Genomic DNA, 16,133 nt, shown 5'->3' on the forward strand with positions numbered 1-16,133 from the left:
TATTTATAAAATTTATGATAAAATTGGTATAAGAGGTGATACAATAGGTGAGAAAAGCAACTTTTTCAATTATAATTATAGCATTTTTGTTTTTAAACTTTTATACTATTGATTCAGAATTTGAGTATTTTCAATTTTTTGACTCAGAAATAAAGGTCAAATTTGATGAATGGAAAGAATTAAAAAAATATTTTGAAAAGATAGGGTATTTTTCAATTAAAAACCCTCCTAATATTATTGTTGAATCATTGCCAAAAAACCTTTCTGAAGCTCCAGTGGCTGAAAAAAAGGAATTATTTGTAAAAATAATGATTCCACTAATTCGAAAAGTTAATCAAGAAATTCTTATGGAAAGAAAAGAAATCTTAAAAGCAAAGGAAAATGGTGATTTAAAAATTTTAGAGTTTTATATGAAGAAATATGACGCAAAAGATTATGACGACCTATTATTAAAGGTAAATATCATTCCAGAGGACATAGCACTTGCACAGGCTGCCGTAGAATCTGCATGGGGAACAAGTAGATTTGCTATTGAAGCAAATAATATTTTTGGAGAATGGACTTTTACACCAGGAACTGGTATCATTCCAAATGATAGACCAGATGGTGAAATTTACGAAGTGGAATATTTTAATAGTCTTTTGGATTCTATGAGAAGCTATGCTTTGAATTTAAACAAATTACCTTATTATGAAGATTTTAGACTTATAAGGGCTGGAATAAAAAAAGGCCATCCAGCTGATGGCCTAATCAATTACTCACAAATGAGAGAAAAATATGTTGAGATAATTAAGACTGTCATTAAAAATCTGCCAAGGTTATAAAACGTATATTTTTTCTCTGTTTTTAAAGTTCTTTAAAACATTTTTAGTGTCAAAAACAAATGGTAAATTTTCTATTATATATTCATAATCTATTCCAATAGTATGAGCAGTGGTTATAATTGCTCCATCGAAGTTTTTAAGGACTTCTTTATCAAGATCTATGGATTTGTAATTCTTTCCGTTTAAAGTAAATTCTGGTACAAATGGATCAAAATAATATACCTCTGCTTTTTTTCTTTCTAATATCTCTATTACTTTTAATGCGGGACTTTCTCTCATATCATCTATATTTCCTTTGTATGCAACTCCTAGGACTAATATTTTACTACCATTAAAAGGCTTTTTAAATTCATTTAAAATATCGCCAAGTCTTTGGACAACGTAGTAAGGCATTTCATCTGCGACTTGGCCTGCTTGTTCAACAAGCATTAAATGAAGATCGTATTCTCTTGCTTTGTATGATAGATAAAATGGATCGATAGGAATACAGTGCCCACCTATACCTGGACCTGGATAAAATGGCATATAACCAAACGGTTTAGTTGAGGCTGCATCTATTACTTCCCAAATATTAACATTCATTTTTTCAGCAACTTTTGTCATCTCTTGAACTAATGCAATATTAACTAATCTAAAAGTATTTTCAAGGATTTTGGACATTTCAGCAGTTTTAGGGGAGCTTACTGGGAATACCGGAGCATCGAGCACATTTTCGTACAATGCTTTTGCGTATTTTGTACATTCACTGGTCACTCCACCAACCACCTTTGGAGTATTTCTCGTTTTATATCTCATATTTCCTGGATCAACTCTTTCGGGACTAAATGCAAGGTAAAAATCTTTACCTACCTCAAGTCCAGATTTTAGAAGTATAGGTAGGACTACTTCTTCGGTGGTTCCAGGATATGTTGTGCTTTCTAAAATTATTAGCTGTTCGCGGCGTAGTCTTTTAGAGATATCTTCTGCCGTTTGAATAATGTACGAAAGATCTGGTTGTTTGAATTTATCAAGCGGTGTGGGAACACATATACTTATTACATCACAATTTGCAAGTTCATCGAAATTGGTAGTGGCTCTAAGCCTTTTTTCACTTACAAGTTGTTTTAATTCTTCATCATTGACATCTCCAATATAATTCTTTCCTTCATTGATCATATCCACTCTTTTTTGTTGTATATCAAACCCAATGACGTTGTATCCAGCTCTGGCCTTTTCAACTGCAAGTGGAAGTCCAACATATCCCATTCCCATTACACCAATAATAGCACTTTTGTTTAATATTTTTTCGTACAATTTTGACATACTCTCCCTCCGTTCATTCAGTGAATGAATGCTCTGAATAAATTATAACATTTTTATTTTTTTAAATCAAGTAAAAAATACCCCAAGGATGATATTTCACCCTTGGGGTATTTTTATTTTTTCAATGGTTAGAAAGGATAAAATCCAAGGTCAAGGCTATTTTTTTCGTATATTTCTTCAATCATTTTTTTGACCAATTCTACGTGGCTTTCTTCCCATGTTTTTAAGTTTTCTAGTATTTTTACCAATTGTTTATTTTCTAACTCTCTAGCACGTTTTGCTGCTTTATCGTAGTAGTTGACAAAATCTTTTTCAATTAAAAGGGCCATTCTTAGAATAGACAAATCTTTTATGTCATCTTCTGAAGGCGTTTTACTTATTTTTTGTGAAGTAAATTTTTCTTTGAAAAAGTCTTTTGTAGTATCAACTGAAGCAGCAGGAATTTCACCATTTTCTTCGAGTGCTTTTCTAACCATTCTAATGTATTCAGTATGTTCTTTTTCCATGTTTTTTAGGAATTCAAGAACTTCTTTTGCAAGTGAATTTTTGATTTCTTCTTTTTTGGACATATAAAATTTGTATCCTTCAATTTCAAAATTTTCAGCAAGTTTTAAAATGTCTTCAATTGACATTATTTCACCTCACTTCTTAAATATTCATCAATACCTTTTGCTGCCCAATAACCATCTGCAACACCGTGAATAATGTCAGGACCGTGAACAATATCACCACCAGCAAAAAGCCACTTAATTGATGTTTGCCTATATTCGTTTGTTACAATTCTTCCTCTTACAAATTCTAATTTTTCTTTTAATTCTTCGGGAAGGTAGCTATAGTCAGGTGCCTGTCCTATTGCCTCAACTACCATATCTGCTTCCAAAACCATTTTTTGGTTTTCATCAAATTTTGGATTAAATCTTCGATTTTCATCAAATACCTCAAGACATTTTTTGAATTCAACACCTTTTACTTTGTCATTTTCAATTATTATTCTTATTGGACCCCATCCAGGATAGAATTTTACACCTTCTTCTGATCCTTCCTCTATTTCTTCCATATCTGCTGGCATTTCTTCGTATGTTCTTTCTAAACTTGAAACTTTTACATCTACTTTGCCATATTCCATCATTTGAAGCCTTGCCATTGATCTAGCAACGTCCATTGCAACATTACCGCCACCAATAACAACAAGGCTTTTTGGAATCTTTGGTTTTGGTCCTTCTCCTCTTAGAAAGTCTCTTATTTCTCTTAATAATGGCAGAGCTTGTATTACATCTTCATGTTCTGTTCCAGGAATATTGGTACTTCTTCCAAGTGTAAATCCTGTTGAAACATAGACAGCATCAAATTTTTCTTTTAGTTCCATTAGAGGTATATCTTTTCCTACACTAACACCGACGTGAATTTTTACCCCAAGTGCTTGAATGAAAGCTATATCTTTATCTAAAGCTTCATCAGGCAGCCTATATGATGGTATACCGTATCTCATGACACCGCCAGGCCTTGAAAGACTTTCAAATACTTCTACTTCGTATCCCATAGTTGCTAAAAAGTATGCAGCTGAAAGTCCTGCAGGTCCTGAACCTACAATCGCAACTTTTTTGTTCCTTGGTTCAATTTTATAATTAACAACGTTTTCATAACTTGAAATGTTGTCAACAATGTACCTTTTTAGCCATCTAATTGCAATTGCATCTCCTCTGTTCCCTATTGAACATGCTTCTTCACACTTGTGAGTACATACTCTACCACACACTGAAGAAAATGGATTTGCACCGAGCATATCTTGTTCTAAGTCACCTTTTAGCAATATATTTACTGCTTCTTTTAGATCGTCTTTCCAAATTGCTTTAATATATTCTGGAATTCTCATATGTTGTGGACATCTGTCTGTACAAATTCCACACTCAACACACCTTGCAGCTTCATGCATAGCTTGTTCTTTGCTATATCCTTTAACATATTCGATAAATGATTTTGATCTTTCTTCTCCTTCGATCATTTCCATTTCAACTCTATCTAATTCTAAAAGGTCTGAACTTTCATCTTTTGTCCAACCAACGGGAATATTTTCTATTCCATGTATTCCTTTTTCTGTAGGTGCGTAAATAAAGTCCTCAGGATCGGGTGAAACATGCACGTATTCTCTTGTCATATTTAAGGAACCGGTTGTACAGATGTCAACACACATTGCACAAAATGAACATCTTCCGTAATCAATGACTGGACGTTGGGGTTTTTTGCCATATTCATGGGGTAAATCCTCTACTTCGACCATTCTAATTGCATCTGTAGGACATATTTTTGCACAAGTACCGCATCCTATACATTTTTCCCAATCATTTATATGAAATCCTCTATATCTTTCTGCAGCTTCTCTTTTAACATATGGGACCTTAATTGTCACTGGTTTTTTAAATAAAAACTTCCAAGCCTTTATTGGTGCAAAAAAATCTTTTTTTGGCATTGTACTATTATTATTCACTGCACACACCTCCTTATCTGTCTACCTCAGGAGCACAAACGTCCATCGTAGCAAGCCATATTGGAACGTCTTCAATTCTTGTTCCAGGTAGGTATTTTTCTATGCCTATAAATGTTTGTGGGTATGATGCCCCTCTAACAGCTACTCTATATGGTTTTTCTCCACCATCTGAAACCATAAAGTAACCATATTCGCCGCGAGTTGACTCTATATGTACATATGCTTGACCTTTTGGAACTCTATATCTAAGAGCATTACCCTCACTAATTGGAACATTTGCTTTACCGTCTGGCATCATTTCTAATGCTTGTCTTATAATTTTTATACTTTGTGGAATTTCTAAATATTTTAAATAAACTCTGGAGAATGCATCTCCTTCTGTAGCAGTAGGTACTTCAAATTCAACTTTATCATAGAATAAATAAGGATCTACTTTTCTTATATCGTATGGTATTCCAGTTGCTCTTAATCCAACACCTGTGACACCTAACTCTAAAGCGGTTTCTCTATCTAATAGTGCAATGCCTTTTAATCTGGTTTGAACGATTCTGTTTTTAAATATAAGATTTTCATAGTCAGGTAATCTTGATTCGATATAGTCAAGAGTTTCTTTAATCATTTTTATTATTTTTGGTGTTAGGTCTTTTCTTACTCCTCCAGGAATAATATACATATGATAAACTCTTGCACCAGTTAAATTTTCAAATATATCTAAAATTCTATCTCTGTCAGCGGTTCCCCAAAAAGAACTAGTATAAAGACCGATTGCACCACCAATACCTGGAAAACTCATTAAGTGATTTGCTATTCTTGCAAGTTCTAAAACAATCATTCTTATCCATTGAGCTCTCTCTGGAACCTCTATTTTTGCTATCTTTTCAACAGCCATTGCATAACATGCTTCATTTATATCAGGTTCTGGAACACAAATTCTTGGTATAAGTGCAAGATTTTGAAACCAGAGTCTTCTTTCCATTAATTTTTCAAAACCACGATGTAAAAAACCTGGGAGTGGTCTTGCTTTTAAGACAGTATCACCTTCAACATACATATGGACACTAAAATTGCCATGCATTCCAGGATGATTTGGACCAAAGAATAATTTTACTTCACCCATTTATATCACCTCTTATGATTTTTGCCTCATGGATGACATCTTTTTCATATTCTCTGTCAGGGAATTTTTTCTTTGAATATTCTAATGGATCAAAGTCTTTTCTTAGTGGTGGTATATCATCCCATATTTCTAAGAATAAAGGTTTCATATCATCATTACCTTTAAATTCTATACCAAAAAATTCATGAATTTCTCTTTCATAAAATCTTGCAGTTGGCCATAAGTGTTTTATAGTTACAAATTTAGCTTCTTTTCTGTCAATTTTTGTTGATACAATAATTTTATTTCCTGTTTTCCAGGAGAATAATATATAAACAATTTCAAATTTGCTTTCATCAATCCAATCAACTACAGTCATAAGGGATAGGTGTGAAAATCCATTACCCTTCAAGTAAGAAAGAACGTTTATGACTTCTTTTTCATTTAATTCTAATTTTATTTCTCTTTCATCAATTTCATTTATTACTACTTGACTAGCGATATTTTTTACATTATTAATTACATCATTCATGGAATTCGTCATGTACATACACCTCCCCTAATGAACGTAGCTGATTGTTTTTATACCATTCATAATTTTCTTTGTATTTTTTCCATCCGTTTGCTTCACCGTTTCTTATCATTCTCATTAGTTCATTGAATGCTTCAAGAAGTGCTTCAGGTCTTGGCATACATCCAGCAATATATAAATCAACGGGAAGATAATAATCTAATTTATTTATAGTTCCGTATGAGTCATAATATATTCCTCCGTTCAATGTACAGGAACCAAAACCAATTACGTATTTTGGATCGGCCATTTTTTCATATGTATAGATAACTCTTCTAAGTGTTTTTGTATTTAGGTATCCAGTAATAAATAGGATATCGGCCTGTCTTGGTGTAGCCATTGGTCCCATTCCAAATCTTTCCATATCAAATCTTGATGTCATTGTTGGTGGAAGTTCCATAGCTCCACAACCTGTACAATAGTGAAGCATCCAAAGTGATTTACTTCTAAGCTTGTCAGCTATTTTTTCCCAAATACCTCTTTCATCTATTTTCACTTTTATTCACCTCCTAAAATACCCATCCGATTAATACAAACAATGCTTGTATAAAAGCTAAACTGAGTGGAACTTTCCAGTAAAATTTAACAACTTGTTCTATTCTAAATCGTGGCAAAACAGATGAAATTAAAGTTGCAAAGATCCAAACAGCTGTAAACTTTAAGAGAAAAGTCCAATAATTACTTATGCCCAAGAAAATGTCTACAAATAATCCAACTTCAACAAAAATTGAAAAAGTATGCATTAACATTAATAAGCCCATGTATTTAGCTGAAAGTTCAACCATTGGCCCAGAAGCTATTTCAGCGGGTGCTATTGGAGTATCAAATGGTTTTTTACCTAACATACCCAAGAGTGAAATAAATGCGACAATACCACCTATTGGCATTTTAAATAAAGTCCAGGTATCTTGTTGTGAGAGCATTAATGTTGATACAGAAGCTGTTTTATAGTAATACATTACTGCGGCTACGGAAATCATATAAGGTATTTCATAACCTAACATTTGTGTCAAAGCCCTTGCAACACCAATACTTGCATTTGGATTCCCGGAACCAACCATTCCCATTGCCATTCCCAGTGCACCAACTGCAAAAAGATATACTATAATAAATAAATTGTCCAGCCCAGGAAAAGCGACTAAATTTCCAAGTGGTACAAATGCAAGTGTAGCAATTACTCCTCCAAGTGCCATCAAAATTCCAAAGTCAAAAATCCATCCATGGGAAATTCCAATCTTAGAAAGAGCCTTGAAAACATCTAAGAAGTTCTGGTACCAGGGTGGACCATACCTTCTTTGTATCCTTGCCATAACTTTTCTTGAAATTCCCTCTAATGTTAATCCAAAAAAGAATCCTGTAAATAAAACTGCTGCTACCTTAAGTATAGTCATCATCTTCTACCACCTCACCCAGAATAAAATGAGGATTACAATTGAAATCCAGAATACATATCCACTTGGGCTAACCTTATAAATTATTCCATTAACTATTTCACCCATACTCTTGAAAAATGATGCTAACATATTATAGAGTTTTTCAAATGATGGATGTTTATCATATAATCTTTCAATAAATCTGTAGAATCCTGTTGCGTAGTGATATAAATCGTAATTATATAGATAATCTCCTCCAGTATATTGATCAGTCAATTCAACTTTTTTACCCTTTGGAAAAATAAGGTATAAAATAAGAGCAATAATAAATCCAACTGCAAACATTGTAAATACCGTTAAAGTATCCCACTGACCCAAAGAAGTTTTTATAATAGTACCACTATATTCTATTGGTTTGATACCAATATTTTTTTCAATCGATGCTATTAAGTCAAGTACAGGTTTTGGATAAATTCCAATAAATACCGTTAAAATAACAAGTATTAACATAGGAATTAACATTATAGGCGATACTTCTTTTACTTCATAATGTTTTTTCTTTAATTGACCTAAAAATACACCTGCAAGTGGTCTAAAGACATATAAAAATGATCCAACACTTCCAATGAATGTAATTGCTAATGTAATAAACATTCCCTTTGTTAATAGAGCATTAAATATCATCCATTTTGATATAAAACCGCTTGTAGGGGGAATTCCAGCTAATGAAATTATTCCTACAAGATATGTTACAAATGTCCAGGGCATTCTCCAGATTAAACCACCCATTTCATCAATCTTAGTTGTGCCTGTTCGATAAACTACTGCAGCAAATGATAAAAAGATCATTGCAGCTGCAATAGCATGGTTAAAAACATGGAAAAGTCCTCCAGCATAACCAATTGAATTCATTACTCCGAGCCCAACTAGAATGTAACCACCATTTGCGATGGAAGAATAAGCAATTAATTGTTTCATGTCATTTTGTCTTATTGCCATAAAAGTTCCTATTATTATTGAAATATTTCCTAACCAAATAAGAAGATAATTAATTAAAGGTACACCATGATAGAAAGCATTGAATAGCATTGTCGAAGGAAATACAGAGAGAGAAATTGCAAGAACATATGATCCCATTTTAACTAGTTGACCAGATAATATTGCACTAAAGGCATCTGGAGCATTACCATGTGTTATTCTCAACCAGGTATGCAATGGGAAAATACCACTCTTTGCTATTCCTGCACTAGCAATAAATAGAATTACAAACCATTTAAATAAGTTTGATGGCTCATTCAACAAATAACTTGATACTTTGTCAAAAGAAAGTACGCCGTATTTGCTATAAATAGAAAATGTTGCAAAAAGGTACATATAGCTTCCAATGGCACTTGTTACTGCATAAATTACTGCTGCCTTTTTAGATTCTTCTTTCCCCATTGGAACTATTAAGAATGAACCTAAAACTGCAATTTCCCAGAAAACATATAATGTTAAAAGATCATTTGAAAAGAATACTCCAATTACTCCAGCTATCATAATTAATATAAAAGCATTAAAAGCAGCTGGTCTTGAAGGTTTTTTTCTTATCCATTCAATTATGAAAAATGAAACTAATGAAATAACTATTAAACTTATAATAGCGAAAAACTTGCCTAAATATGTTACTTTTAGTGAGCTTTCAATATTTGGAAAAATGTTGAATAATTTTTCATAGTGACCTACTTCAATATTCCATACGTAGTATAATGCATAAAATGAAAGAAGAAAGTTAAATATAGAACCTAAAACTTTGTTTGCTTTTGTTAGCAGATAACTAATTAAAGAACCAAACAGAAACACTAATATTAGATTTGTAATAGAAATCATTTACATCCCTCCCAGAACTGTAGTTACATAAGCTTTGTAGTTCATTAAGCCGTTTGTTATATTTTCAGCAATTTTTAAATATGTATCTGGGAACAATCCAATGTATATTATGAATAACGATAATATTAAAGTGATTAGAACTATATTCCAAGGAATTCTTTCTGATTTTTCATTATTTCCGTACCAAAGATGAATGTTCCATTTTAATAAGTAAGCTGCTTCAATAATAGTTGAGAATAGTAATGCTGCTGGTAAAATATAGTTTCCACTTTCGAATGAACTTTGTAAAATTAACAATTTACTTCTAAAGCCTGCAAATAGTGGGAAACCAATCAAGGAAAAAGAAGCAATACTAAATGAAATTCCAGCAGTTTTGTTTTTCATAAAGCTGCCAACAACTGTTGCAGCTATTACGAATAAAATTATCTTTGCCGTTGCATCATTAAGGAGATGGAAATATCCAGCTTTTAATGAATCATAAGTGTTTAAAGAAATAACGCTTAAAACTAAACCTGCTTGAGCAATAGATGAAAATGCCAATGCTTTTAATAATTTTTCTTGTTTAAATGCTGCAATTTCAGCTAAAATAAGAGTTAATAATCCAAAGATATAAATTACGTCAAGAAAATATCCATTAAGTACAGTAATAAAAATTCTACTTAATAAATAAATCATTGTAAATGTAACTCCAGTACCCAAAATTGCAGGAGTAAGCGGTGAACCTGAAGCATAAACATCTGGAACCCATCCAGCTAATGGAAGTATTTTTGATTCAACAGCAAGTCCAATAAATAACATAAGTGCAACATAAGGAAGGAATGACTCTTTCATATTTAAAGATATATCTGCAAAATTTAATGATCCAGTTCCAAGATATGAATATATTGCACCTAAGAGGTAGAAACCACCAGCAATACTTCCAACAATCAAATATTTATATGCTCCATAATAATTTTTCTTTGAAGAAGCAATAATGTATGCTGCAGCTGCTGTGATTTCCATAAATACAAATGAGTTAAATATATCACCTGTTAATATTAGACCATTTGTAGATGCTAATAAAATTAATAAGATTATTGACAAACCTTTATCTGTTATTTGAGGCATTAGGGAGATAAGTAAGAAAATAATATTAACGACTAATAAAGTATAAAAGCTTGCAGAATCAAGTACTAATACTATTCCAAATGGAGCTTTCCAACCGCCCATAAATTCTACAGTATCAAGTGGAAGATTAAATAATAAAATGATGTTGGCTAATACAATAAATGGAAGAATATATTTTGATTTTTCTTTAAATGGTACAAATATGAAAGCAGAAATTAAGGGAATAGCAATTAACAAAGCTGTCATTTTCTCGCCTCCTTAACGGCGATTTCTTCAGTATCTAAAGTCCCATATTTTTCATATACTCTAATTAATAGAGAAGCACCTAATGCTAAAGTACCTACGCCTATAACAATTGCTGTAAGTACCAATGCTTGTGGGAGTGGATCAACAAAGTTAGCTGATTGTGTATATTTTGAATAAATTGGCACATCACTTCCTTCTATGTAGCCAAGTGAAATTATAAGAATGTTAATTGCGGTATCAATTATTGTTAATGATACTAATGTTTTAAATAAGTTTTTTTGAGTTAGTATTCCATAAATTCCTACTCCTATTAATATAAAAGAGATATAGTATACCATTGTCATCCCTCCTCCCTGTATAAATCCGCAATTATTCCTGAAAGTTCGGCACCTACTTTAAAACCAATTAATATGTACACTATTGGCACTATTCCGGCACTAAATAAATTACCAACTACTCCCGTTGGGAGGAAGTTTAGTAAGAAAATACCTGAAATTGCTAATCCTGTTAAACCGACTATTACATATAAACTTCCTGCAGTACTTTCGACAAATTTGGAAACTTTAGAAAGATCATATTCTTCGTTAGAAAGATACAATAGTAAAATACCGGCAGCAATTATTGTACCTCCTGGGAAACCGCCGCCAGGTGTAAGATGTCCGTGGATAAATATATAAGCACCAAATAAAAGAATTAATGGAAGCAAAATACCTACAGAAATTCTTAGAATAAAGTTAGGTTGTCTTCCGTATTTTTTTCTTTTATAGCCATGTAATATTAATCCAACACCTAATGCAGATGTGAATAATACAGTTACTTCACCAAGTGTATCAAAAGATCTATAGTTGACTACTATAGATGTAACTACATTAGCAGAACCATCTTCTAAATCTTTTGATTCACCAAATTTAACTTTTTCACTGTTTCCATTAACACTTTTATTTATATATGCACTGGAAACTTTTGAAAGTTTAACTTTCCCATATTCAGGTAGAATAGAAAGAGAATTTACAAAAAATAAAATCAATCCTAACACTATAAGAATTGAAAATACTCTTCTCATTTTTCATCACCACCAACTCTTTGTAATGCCAAGATTAAAACAGCTGTAGTAAGACCAGCTCCAACTGCAGCTTCTGTAATTGCAACATCGGGAGCCTTCATTATTACAAACAAAAAAACCGATAACAAACTTAAAAGTGATAATGATATAAATGAATCCAGCATTTTTTTTGCCTCGACTGCATAAATGGCAGAAATAATCATTAATATTCCGACGAATATAATGACAATAGTCATTTTTCATCACCACCTTTATATTCGTCAACTTTTGTCTTGTCAGTAGGTTTTATACCTTTCAAATAGGCAGCTCTTGCAAGAACAGAACTTCCAACGGGATTTGTTAATGCAATGAAAGCAATTATAATTAATGCTTTAGGTAAATAATCAAGATTTACCAAACCTACTCCTAATATTACCGAGAATGAGCCAAGAGTGGTAGCCTTTGTCCCAGCTTGTAACCTATTGTAAACATCTGGCATTCTAAAAATACCTAGCCCGCCTAGAAAATAAAAAAATGCTCCTATAGTTATTAGAATATATCCTAATATACTCATTTTTTCCCCTCCAAGTAACGAGATATTACAACTGTTTCAGTAAATGAAAGAAGACCGTATACTAGAGCGATATCAAGATATAGTCCATTTTTAAATACTAAAGCTAAAAAAACAATAGTTCCGGTTAAAACGACATTCAAAGTATCTAATGCAGCTACTCTGTCAGCGCTTGTTGGACCAAGCAATATTCTAAGAAAGGAAAATAATACTCCTAAACCTACAAATCCGAAGTAAATATAGTTAATAATTGTCATTCGAATACCCCCTTTAAAATCTTTTCAAACGTTCCACTAATCTTTTCCTTTTTTTCGCTTTCATCTAAGGTTTTTACATCAATCCAATGAATAAAGAGGGTATCATCTTTAACATCTAAGGTGAGTGTGCCAGGGGTAAGTGTAATGGAATTTGCTAAGGTAAGTTTTGAGGCTTCTTTTTTAAGGTTTGTTTTAATTTTTACAAAACCGGGGTTAATTGGAAGTTTCGGATTTAAGACTCTTGCGGCAACATCAAAATTTGCTTTTATCATTTCCCATATAAATACAGGTAAATAAACTAATACAAATTTAACAAATCTTACTAAAAATTTTGAATCGAATCTTATTCTATAATACTTTTTTAAGACACCTGAAACAATTAGTGAAACAAAAAAGCCTACGATTAGCTCAGAAATATCGTTGTAACCTGTTAGTAATATCCATGTGAAATAGGTCACAATAAATACTGAAATATACACAATATCCCTCCTTTAAAAAAGCAATTAAAAATTTGAAGTAATTATTAAATTCCGAGTATTCTTATCTGTTTTCAAGTTGTATTATATCATATTTTCCAATTTGTTCAAATATTAAAAAAAATAGAATAAAGGTTATTATCTACATGTTATTTTTTAATATTTCCAGAAATTTAATATTTTTATTGAAAAATCGAAGGCAAATTATTACTTGAATTATTTGTGAAAAATATAGTATAATTTATTGTGACTAACTTCACAAAAATATAGGAGGATTGAGAATATGGAAAAAAAGATTCCAAGACCTGTTATTAAGAGATTAGGGCTTTATTATAGGTGTCTTAATAGATTATATGATGAAGGTATTGAATATGTAGCTTCAAAAGATATTGCAGAAAGACTTGGTATTAAATCTAGCCAAGTTAGGAAAGATTTATCATATTTTGGAGAGTTTGGAAAAAGAGGAGTTGGATATAATACTTATGAATTAATGGAAAGGCTAGAAGACATAATAGGTGTTAATAAATATTGGAATGTCATTGTTATTGGTGCAGGAAATATCGGTAGTGCTATAGCAAATTATGAAGGTTTAAGAAAGGAAAAGTTTAATGTTATAGGTATTTTTGATGCTGATAGATCAAAGGTTGGAAGAAAGATAGGAAGGTTAACTGTTAAACATTTTTCTGAAATTGATGAATTTTTTAAGAAAAATATTGTAGAAATAGCAGTTCTAGCGGTTCCAGAAAATGCTGCTCAAATGGTTGTAGATAAATTGGAAAAATTGGGAATTAAGGGAATTGTTAATTTTGCACCTGTGAAACTTAGAACGAATATCCCCGTTGAAGATGTAGATATAACTCTTTCTTTTAAATCGTTATCATTTAAGATTGAAAGAAATATTGAATAGAAGAAGGTGGTAGAATGAGAGACGAATTATATTTATGGAAGTATAAATCGTTGGCAAACAAAGTTGCTGATGCTTTAAACAAAAAAGGTCATGAAGCATATATTGTAAAAGATGAAAAAGAAGCTTTAGAAAAAGTTTTAGAGTTAATTCCTAAGGGTTCAACAGTTGCCACAGGTGGATCTTTGACACTTAATCAAATAGGACTACTAGAAAAGTTAAGAACTGAAGAATATAACTTTTTGGATAGATATAGTGCAAAAACAAAAGAAGAGAAGGAAGAATTAGAAAGAAAAGCGTTTTTTTCAGATTTTTATGTATGTAGTGCTAATGCAATAACTGAAAATGGTGAAATTGCGCTTTTAGATGGAAACGGTAATAGAGTTGCTGCAGTTATTTTTGGACCAAAAAACGTTATTTTAGTTACTAGTGTTAATAAAGTAGTGAAAAATTTGGAAGAAGCAAGAGAAAGAATAAGGTATATTTCTCCTATGAATACAAAAAGGTTGAATCTTAATACTCCATGTGCTCAAACAGGTTATTGTGTTGATTGTGCATCACACCAAAGAATTTGCAATTATTATACGATAATAGAAAGTGGTTATAGACATCCTGGAAGGATAAAAGTTGTTATTGTATTAAAAGAGCTAGGCTTGTAAAATCTTAATCTTAAGTATATTATAAAGCCCCCAAAGATTATGAAAAATAAATATTTTGGGGGCTTTTGAAAAATTACTCAAGATCATTTAAACTACTAATTATTATTTTTACTGCCTTTTCAATTATTTTTCTTGAGGTTGCAATGTTCATTCTTTCAAATCCATCTCCTTCTTCTCCGAATTCTTTACCCTGATTTAACCACAACCCATTTTTTAATAACTTTTCATGGATATCAGTATTATATTTTCTAAAATCGAGCCACATAAGGAAAGTTCCTTCAGGTATTAAAGTTCTAACATTGGTATTTTTTTCTAGTGACTTTTTAACATATACGGCATTGTCATAAAGGTATTTTTTTAATTGAATGAGCCAGCTTTTTCCGTATGTGTATGCTGCTTCAGTTGCAACAATTCCAAATATATTAGTTAAGTTTAAGTGTTGTGAATTTATAACTGCCTCGAACTTTTGCCTTATAAACTTATTTGGAATAAATGCATTGCCAGTTTGAAGACCTGCTATATTAAAAGTTTTGTTTGGAGCAGTAAGCACAATACTATTGTTTAAAAATTTATCAGATACTGAAAAGAACATATTATGTTTATTAGGGGAATAAACGATATCAGCATGAATTTCATCGGATATAACTGTTATGTTGTGCTTTAAACATATTTCACCTAATTTTTCTAACTCTGTTTTTTTCCATACTCTTCCTACTGGATTATGTGGACTACATAAAATTAACATTGTAGTTCTATTATCAATAATTTTTTCAAGATTTTCAAAATCCATTTTGTAATATCCATTATTTTCAATTAGTGGATTTAAAGAAATTCTTCTTCCAAGGTTATTAATTACTTCATAAAAAGGTCTATAAACCGGAGGTTGTATTATTATTTTATCTCCAGGATTTGTTAAAGCTTGTATTGCAAATGCAATTCCTGGAACCACTCCAGGGATTGGAACAATCCAGTCTTTTTTTATTTTTACATTATGAATTTCATCAAACCATTTTATGATTGACTTATAATACCCTTCAGGCCTAAAAGTATATCCGTATATTCCGTGCTTTGTTCTTGCTTTTATTGCATCAATTACTTCTTTTGGAGCTTCAAAATCCATATCTGCTACCCATAAAGGTAATAAATTATCATATAATTCATTATCCCCATAATCCCACTTATACGAGTTTGTTCCACGTCGTTCAATGATTTTGTCAAAATCTATCATTTTATCCCCCTCTTTTATGATAATCTATCGTTATCAATTGTACCATAGATTGATTATTACTTTTATTATGGTATAATCTTGTCGGAAATATAATTTTGTTTACTAACTTTAGAGGAGGTAGAT

Annotated in this window: 19 protein-coding genes; 3 read left to right on the top strand and 16 right to left on the bottom strand. The window is 31.6% G+C overall.

The annotated features are described in order from the left end of the window. The first annotated feature begins 47 nt into the window (after positions 1-47). Positions 48-824 carry a glucosaminidase domain-containing protein gene (locus EO083_RS01110; protein ID WP_126992384.1) on the top strand — a complete coding sequence of 259 codons (777 nt, stop codon included), beginning with the start codon at positions 48-50 and terminating at the stop codon, positions 822-824. Here EO083_RS01110 and EO083_RS01115 read toward each other — a convergent pair. From EO083_RS01115 to EO083_RS01185, 15 genes are all read right to left on the bottom strand, one after another. Next, a complete protein-coding gene (locus EO083_RS01115; protein WP_126992385.1) occupies positions 819-2,126 on the bottom strand; it encodes a nucleotide sugar dehydrogenase in 1,308 nt (435 codons plus the stop codon). The genes EO083_RS01110 and EO083_RS01115 overlap by 6 nt on opposite strands. A 128-nt stretch (positions 2,127-2,254) precedes the next feature. Then, entirely contained in the window at positions 2,255-2,758 is a 504-nt protein-coding gene (locus tag EO083_RS01120) for a ferritin-like domain-containing protein (protein ID WP_126992386.1), read from the bottom strand. Beyond that, complete coding sequence (locus EO083_RS01125; protein WP_126992541.1) at positions 2,758-4,593, bottom strand: FAD-dependent oxidoreductase; 1,836 nt, start codon at positions 4,591-4,593, stop codon at positions 2,758-2,760. The genes EO083_RS01120 and EO083_RS01125 overlap by 1 nt, the downstream gene beginning before the upstream one ends. A 31-nt stretch (positions 4,594-4,624) precedes the next feature. Further along, positions 4,625-5,728, bottom strand: a complete 1,104-nt coding sequence (locus EO083_RS01130; protein ID WP_126992387.1) for an NADH-quinone oxidoreductase subunit D — start codon at positions 5,726-5,728, stop codon at positions 4,625-4,627. Further along, positions 5,721-6,251 (bottom strand): NADH-quinone oxidoreductase subunit C, encoded by a 531-nt coding sequence (locus EO083_RS01135; protein ID WP_126992388.1) that lies wholly within the window; start codon positions 6,249-6,251, stop codon positions 5,721-5,723. The genes EO083_RS01130 and EO083_RS01135 overlap by 8 nt, the downstream gene beginning before the upstream one ends. After that, positions 6,232-6,768 (bottom strand): NuoB/complex I 20 kDa subunit family protein, encoded by a 537-nt coding sequence (locus tag EO083_RS01140; RefSeq protein ID WP_126992542.1) that lies wholly within the window; start codon positions 6,766-6,768, stop codon positions 6,232-6,234. Before EO083_RS01140 ends, EO083_RS01135 begins: the two co-directional genes overlap by 20 nt. 19 nt (positions 6,769-6,787) lie before the next feature. Continuing rightward, complete coding sequence (locus tag EO083_RS01145) at positions 6,788-7,669, bottom strand: respiratory chain complex I subunit 1 family protein (protein ID WP_126992543.1); 882 nt, start codon at positions 7,667-7,669, stop codon at positions 6,788-6,790. 6 nt (positions 7,670-7,675) lie between these two features. After that, on the bottom strand, positions 7,676-9,520 hold the full coding sequence (locus EO083_RS01150; RefSeq protein WP_126992389.1) for a proton-conducting transporter transmembrane domain-containing protein: 1,845 nt from the start codon (positions 9,518-9,520) through the stop codon (positions 7,676-7,678). Then, entirely contained in the window at positions 9,521-10,873 is a 1,353-nt protein-coding gene (locus EO083_RS01155; RefSeq protein WP_126992390.1) for a complex I subunit 5 family protein, read from the bottom strand. Continuing rightward, entirely contained in the window at positions 10,870-11,211 is a 342-nt protein-coding gene (locus EO083_RS01160; protein WP_004102527.1) for a sodium:proton antiporter, read from the bottom strand. The genes EO083_RS01155 and EO083_RS01160 overlap by 4 nt, the downstream gene beginning before the upstream one ends. A 2-nt stretch (positions 11,212-11,213) precedes the next feature. After that, positions 11,214-11,936 carry a Na(+)/H(+) antiporter subunit B gene (locus EO083_RS01165; RefSeq protein WP_126992391.1) on the bottom strand — a complete coding sequence of 241 codons (723 nt, stop codon included), beginning with the start codon at positions 11,934-11,936 and terminating at the stop codon, positions 11,214-11,216. Continuing rightward, positions 11,933-12,172: a Na(+)/H(+) antiporter subunit B gene (locus EO083_RS01170; protein WP_004102530.1), complete on the bottom strand. Its 240-nt coding sequence runs from the start codon at positions 12,170-12,172 to the stop codon at positions 11,933-11,935. The genes EO083_RS01165 and EO083_RS01170 overlap by 4 nt, the downstream gene beginning before the upstream one ends. Next, a complete protein-coding gene (mnhG, locus tag EO083_RS01175) occupies positions 12,169-12,489 on the bottom strand; it encodes a monovalent cation/H(+) antiporter subunit G (protein ID WP_004102534.1) in 321 nt (106 codons plus the stop codon). The genes EO083_RS01170 and mnhG overlap by 4 nt, the downstream gene beginning before the upstream one ends. Next, a complete protein-coding gene (locus EO083_RS01180; RefSeq protein ID WP_126992392.1) occupies positions 12,486-12,743 on the bottom strand; it encodes a cation:proton antiporter in 258 nt (85 codons plus the stop codon). The genes mnhG and EO083_RS01180 overlap by 4 nt, the downstream gene beginning before the upstream one ends. Continuing rightward, on the bottom strand, positions 12,740-13,222 hold the full coding sequence (locus tag EO083_RS01185) for a Na+/H+ antiporter subunit E (RefSeq protein ID WP_126992393.1): 483 nt from the start codon (positions 13,220-13,222) through the stop codon (positions 12,740-12,742). The genes EO083_RS01180 and EO083_RS01185 overlap by 4 nt, the downstream gene beginning before the upstream one ends. A gap of 280 nt (positions 13,223-13,502) precedes the next feature. On the opposite strand from EO083_RS01185, the gene EO083_RS01190 reads away from it, so the two are divergent. Both EO083_RS01190 and EO083_RS01195 read left to right on the top strand, forming a co-directional pair. Beyond that, positions 13,503-14,126 carry a redox-sensing transcriptional repressor Rex gene (locus EO083_RS01190; RefSeq protein WP_126992394.1) on the top strand — a complete coding sequence of 208 codons (624 nt, stop codon included), beginning with the start codon at positions 13,503-13,505 and terminating at the stop codon, positions 14,124-14,126. Positions 14,127-14,140: 14 nt separating this feature from the next. Further along, positions 14,141-14,782: a lactate utilization protein gene (locus EO083_RS01195; protein WP_126992395.1), complete on the top strand. Its 642-nt coding sequence runs from the start codon at positions 14,141-14,143 to the stop codon at positions 14,780-14,782. 73 nt (positions 14,783-14,855) lie between these two features. Here EO083_RS01195 and EO083_RS01200 read toward each other — a convergent pair whose 3' ends face one another. Next, positions 14,856-16,010: a MalY/PatB family protein gene (locus EO083_RS01200; protein ID WP_126992396.1), complete on the bottom strand. Its 1,155-nt coding sequence runs from the start codon at positions 16,008-16,010 to the stop codon at positions 14,856-14,858. Between the last annotated feature and the right edge of the window lie 123 nt (positions 16,011-16,133).

This window comes from Thermosipho globiformans (genome assembly GCF_003990895.1).
In the GTDB taxonomy this organism is placed as follows: domain Bacteria; phylum Thermotogota; class Thermotogae; order Thermotogales; family Fervidobacteriaceae; genus Thermosipho; species Thermosipho japonicus.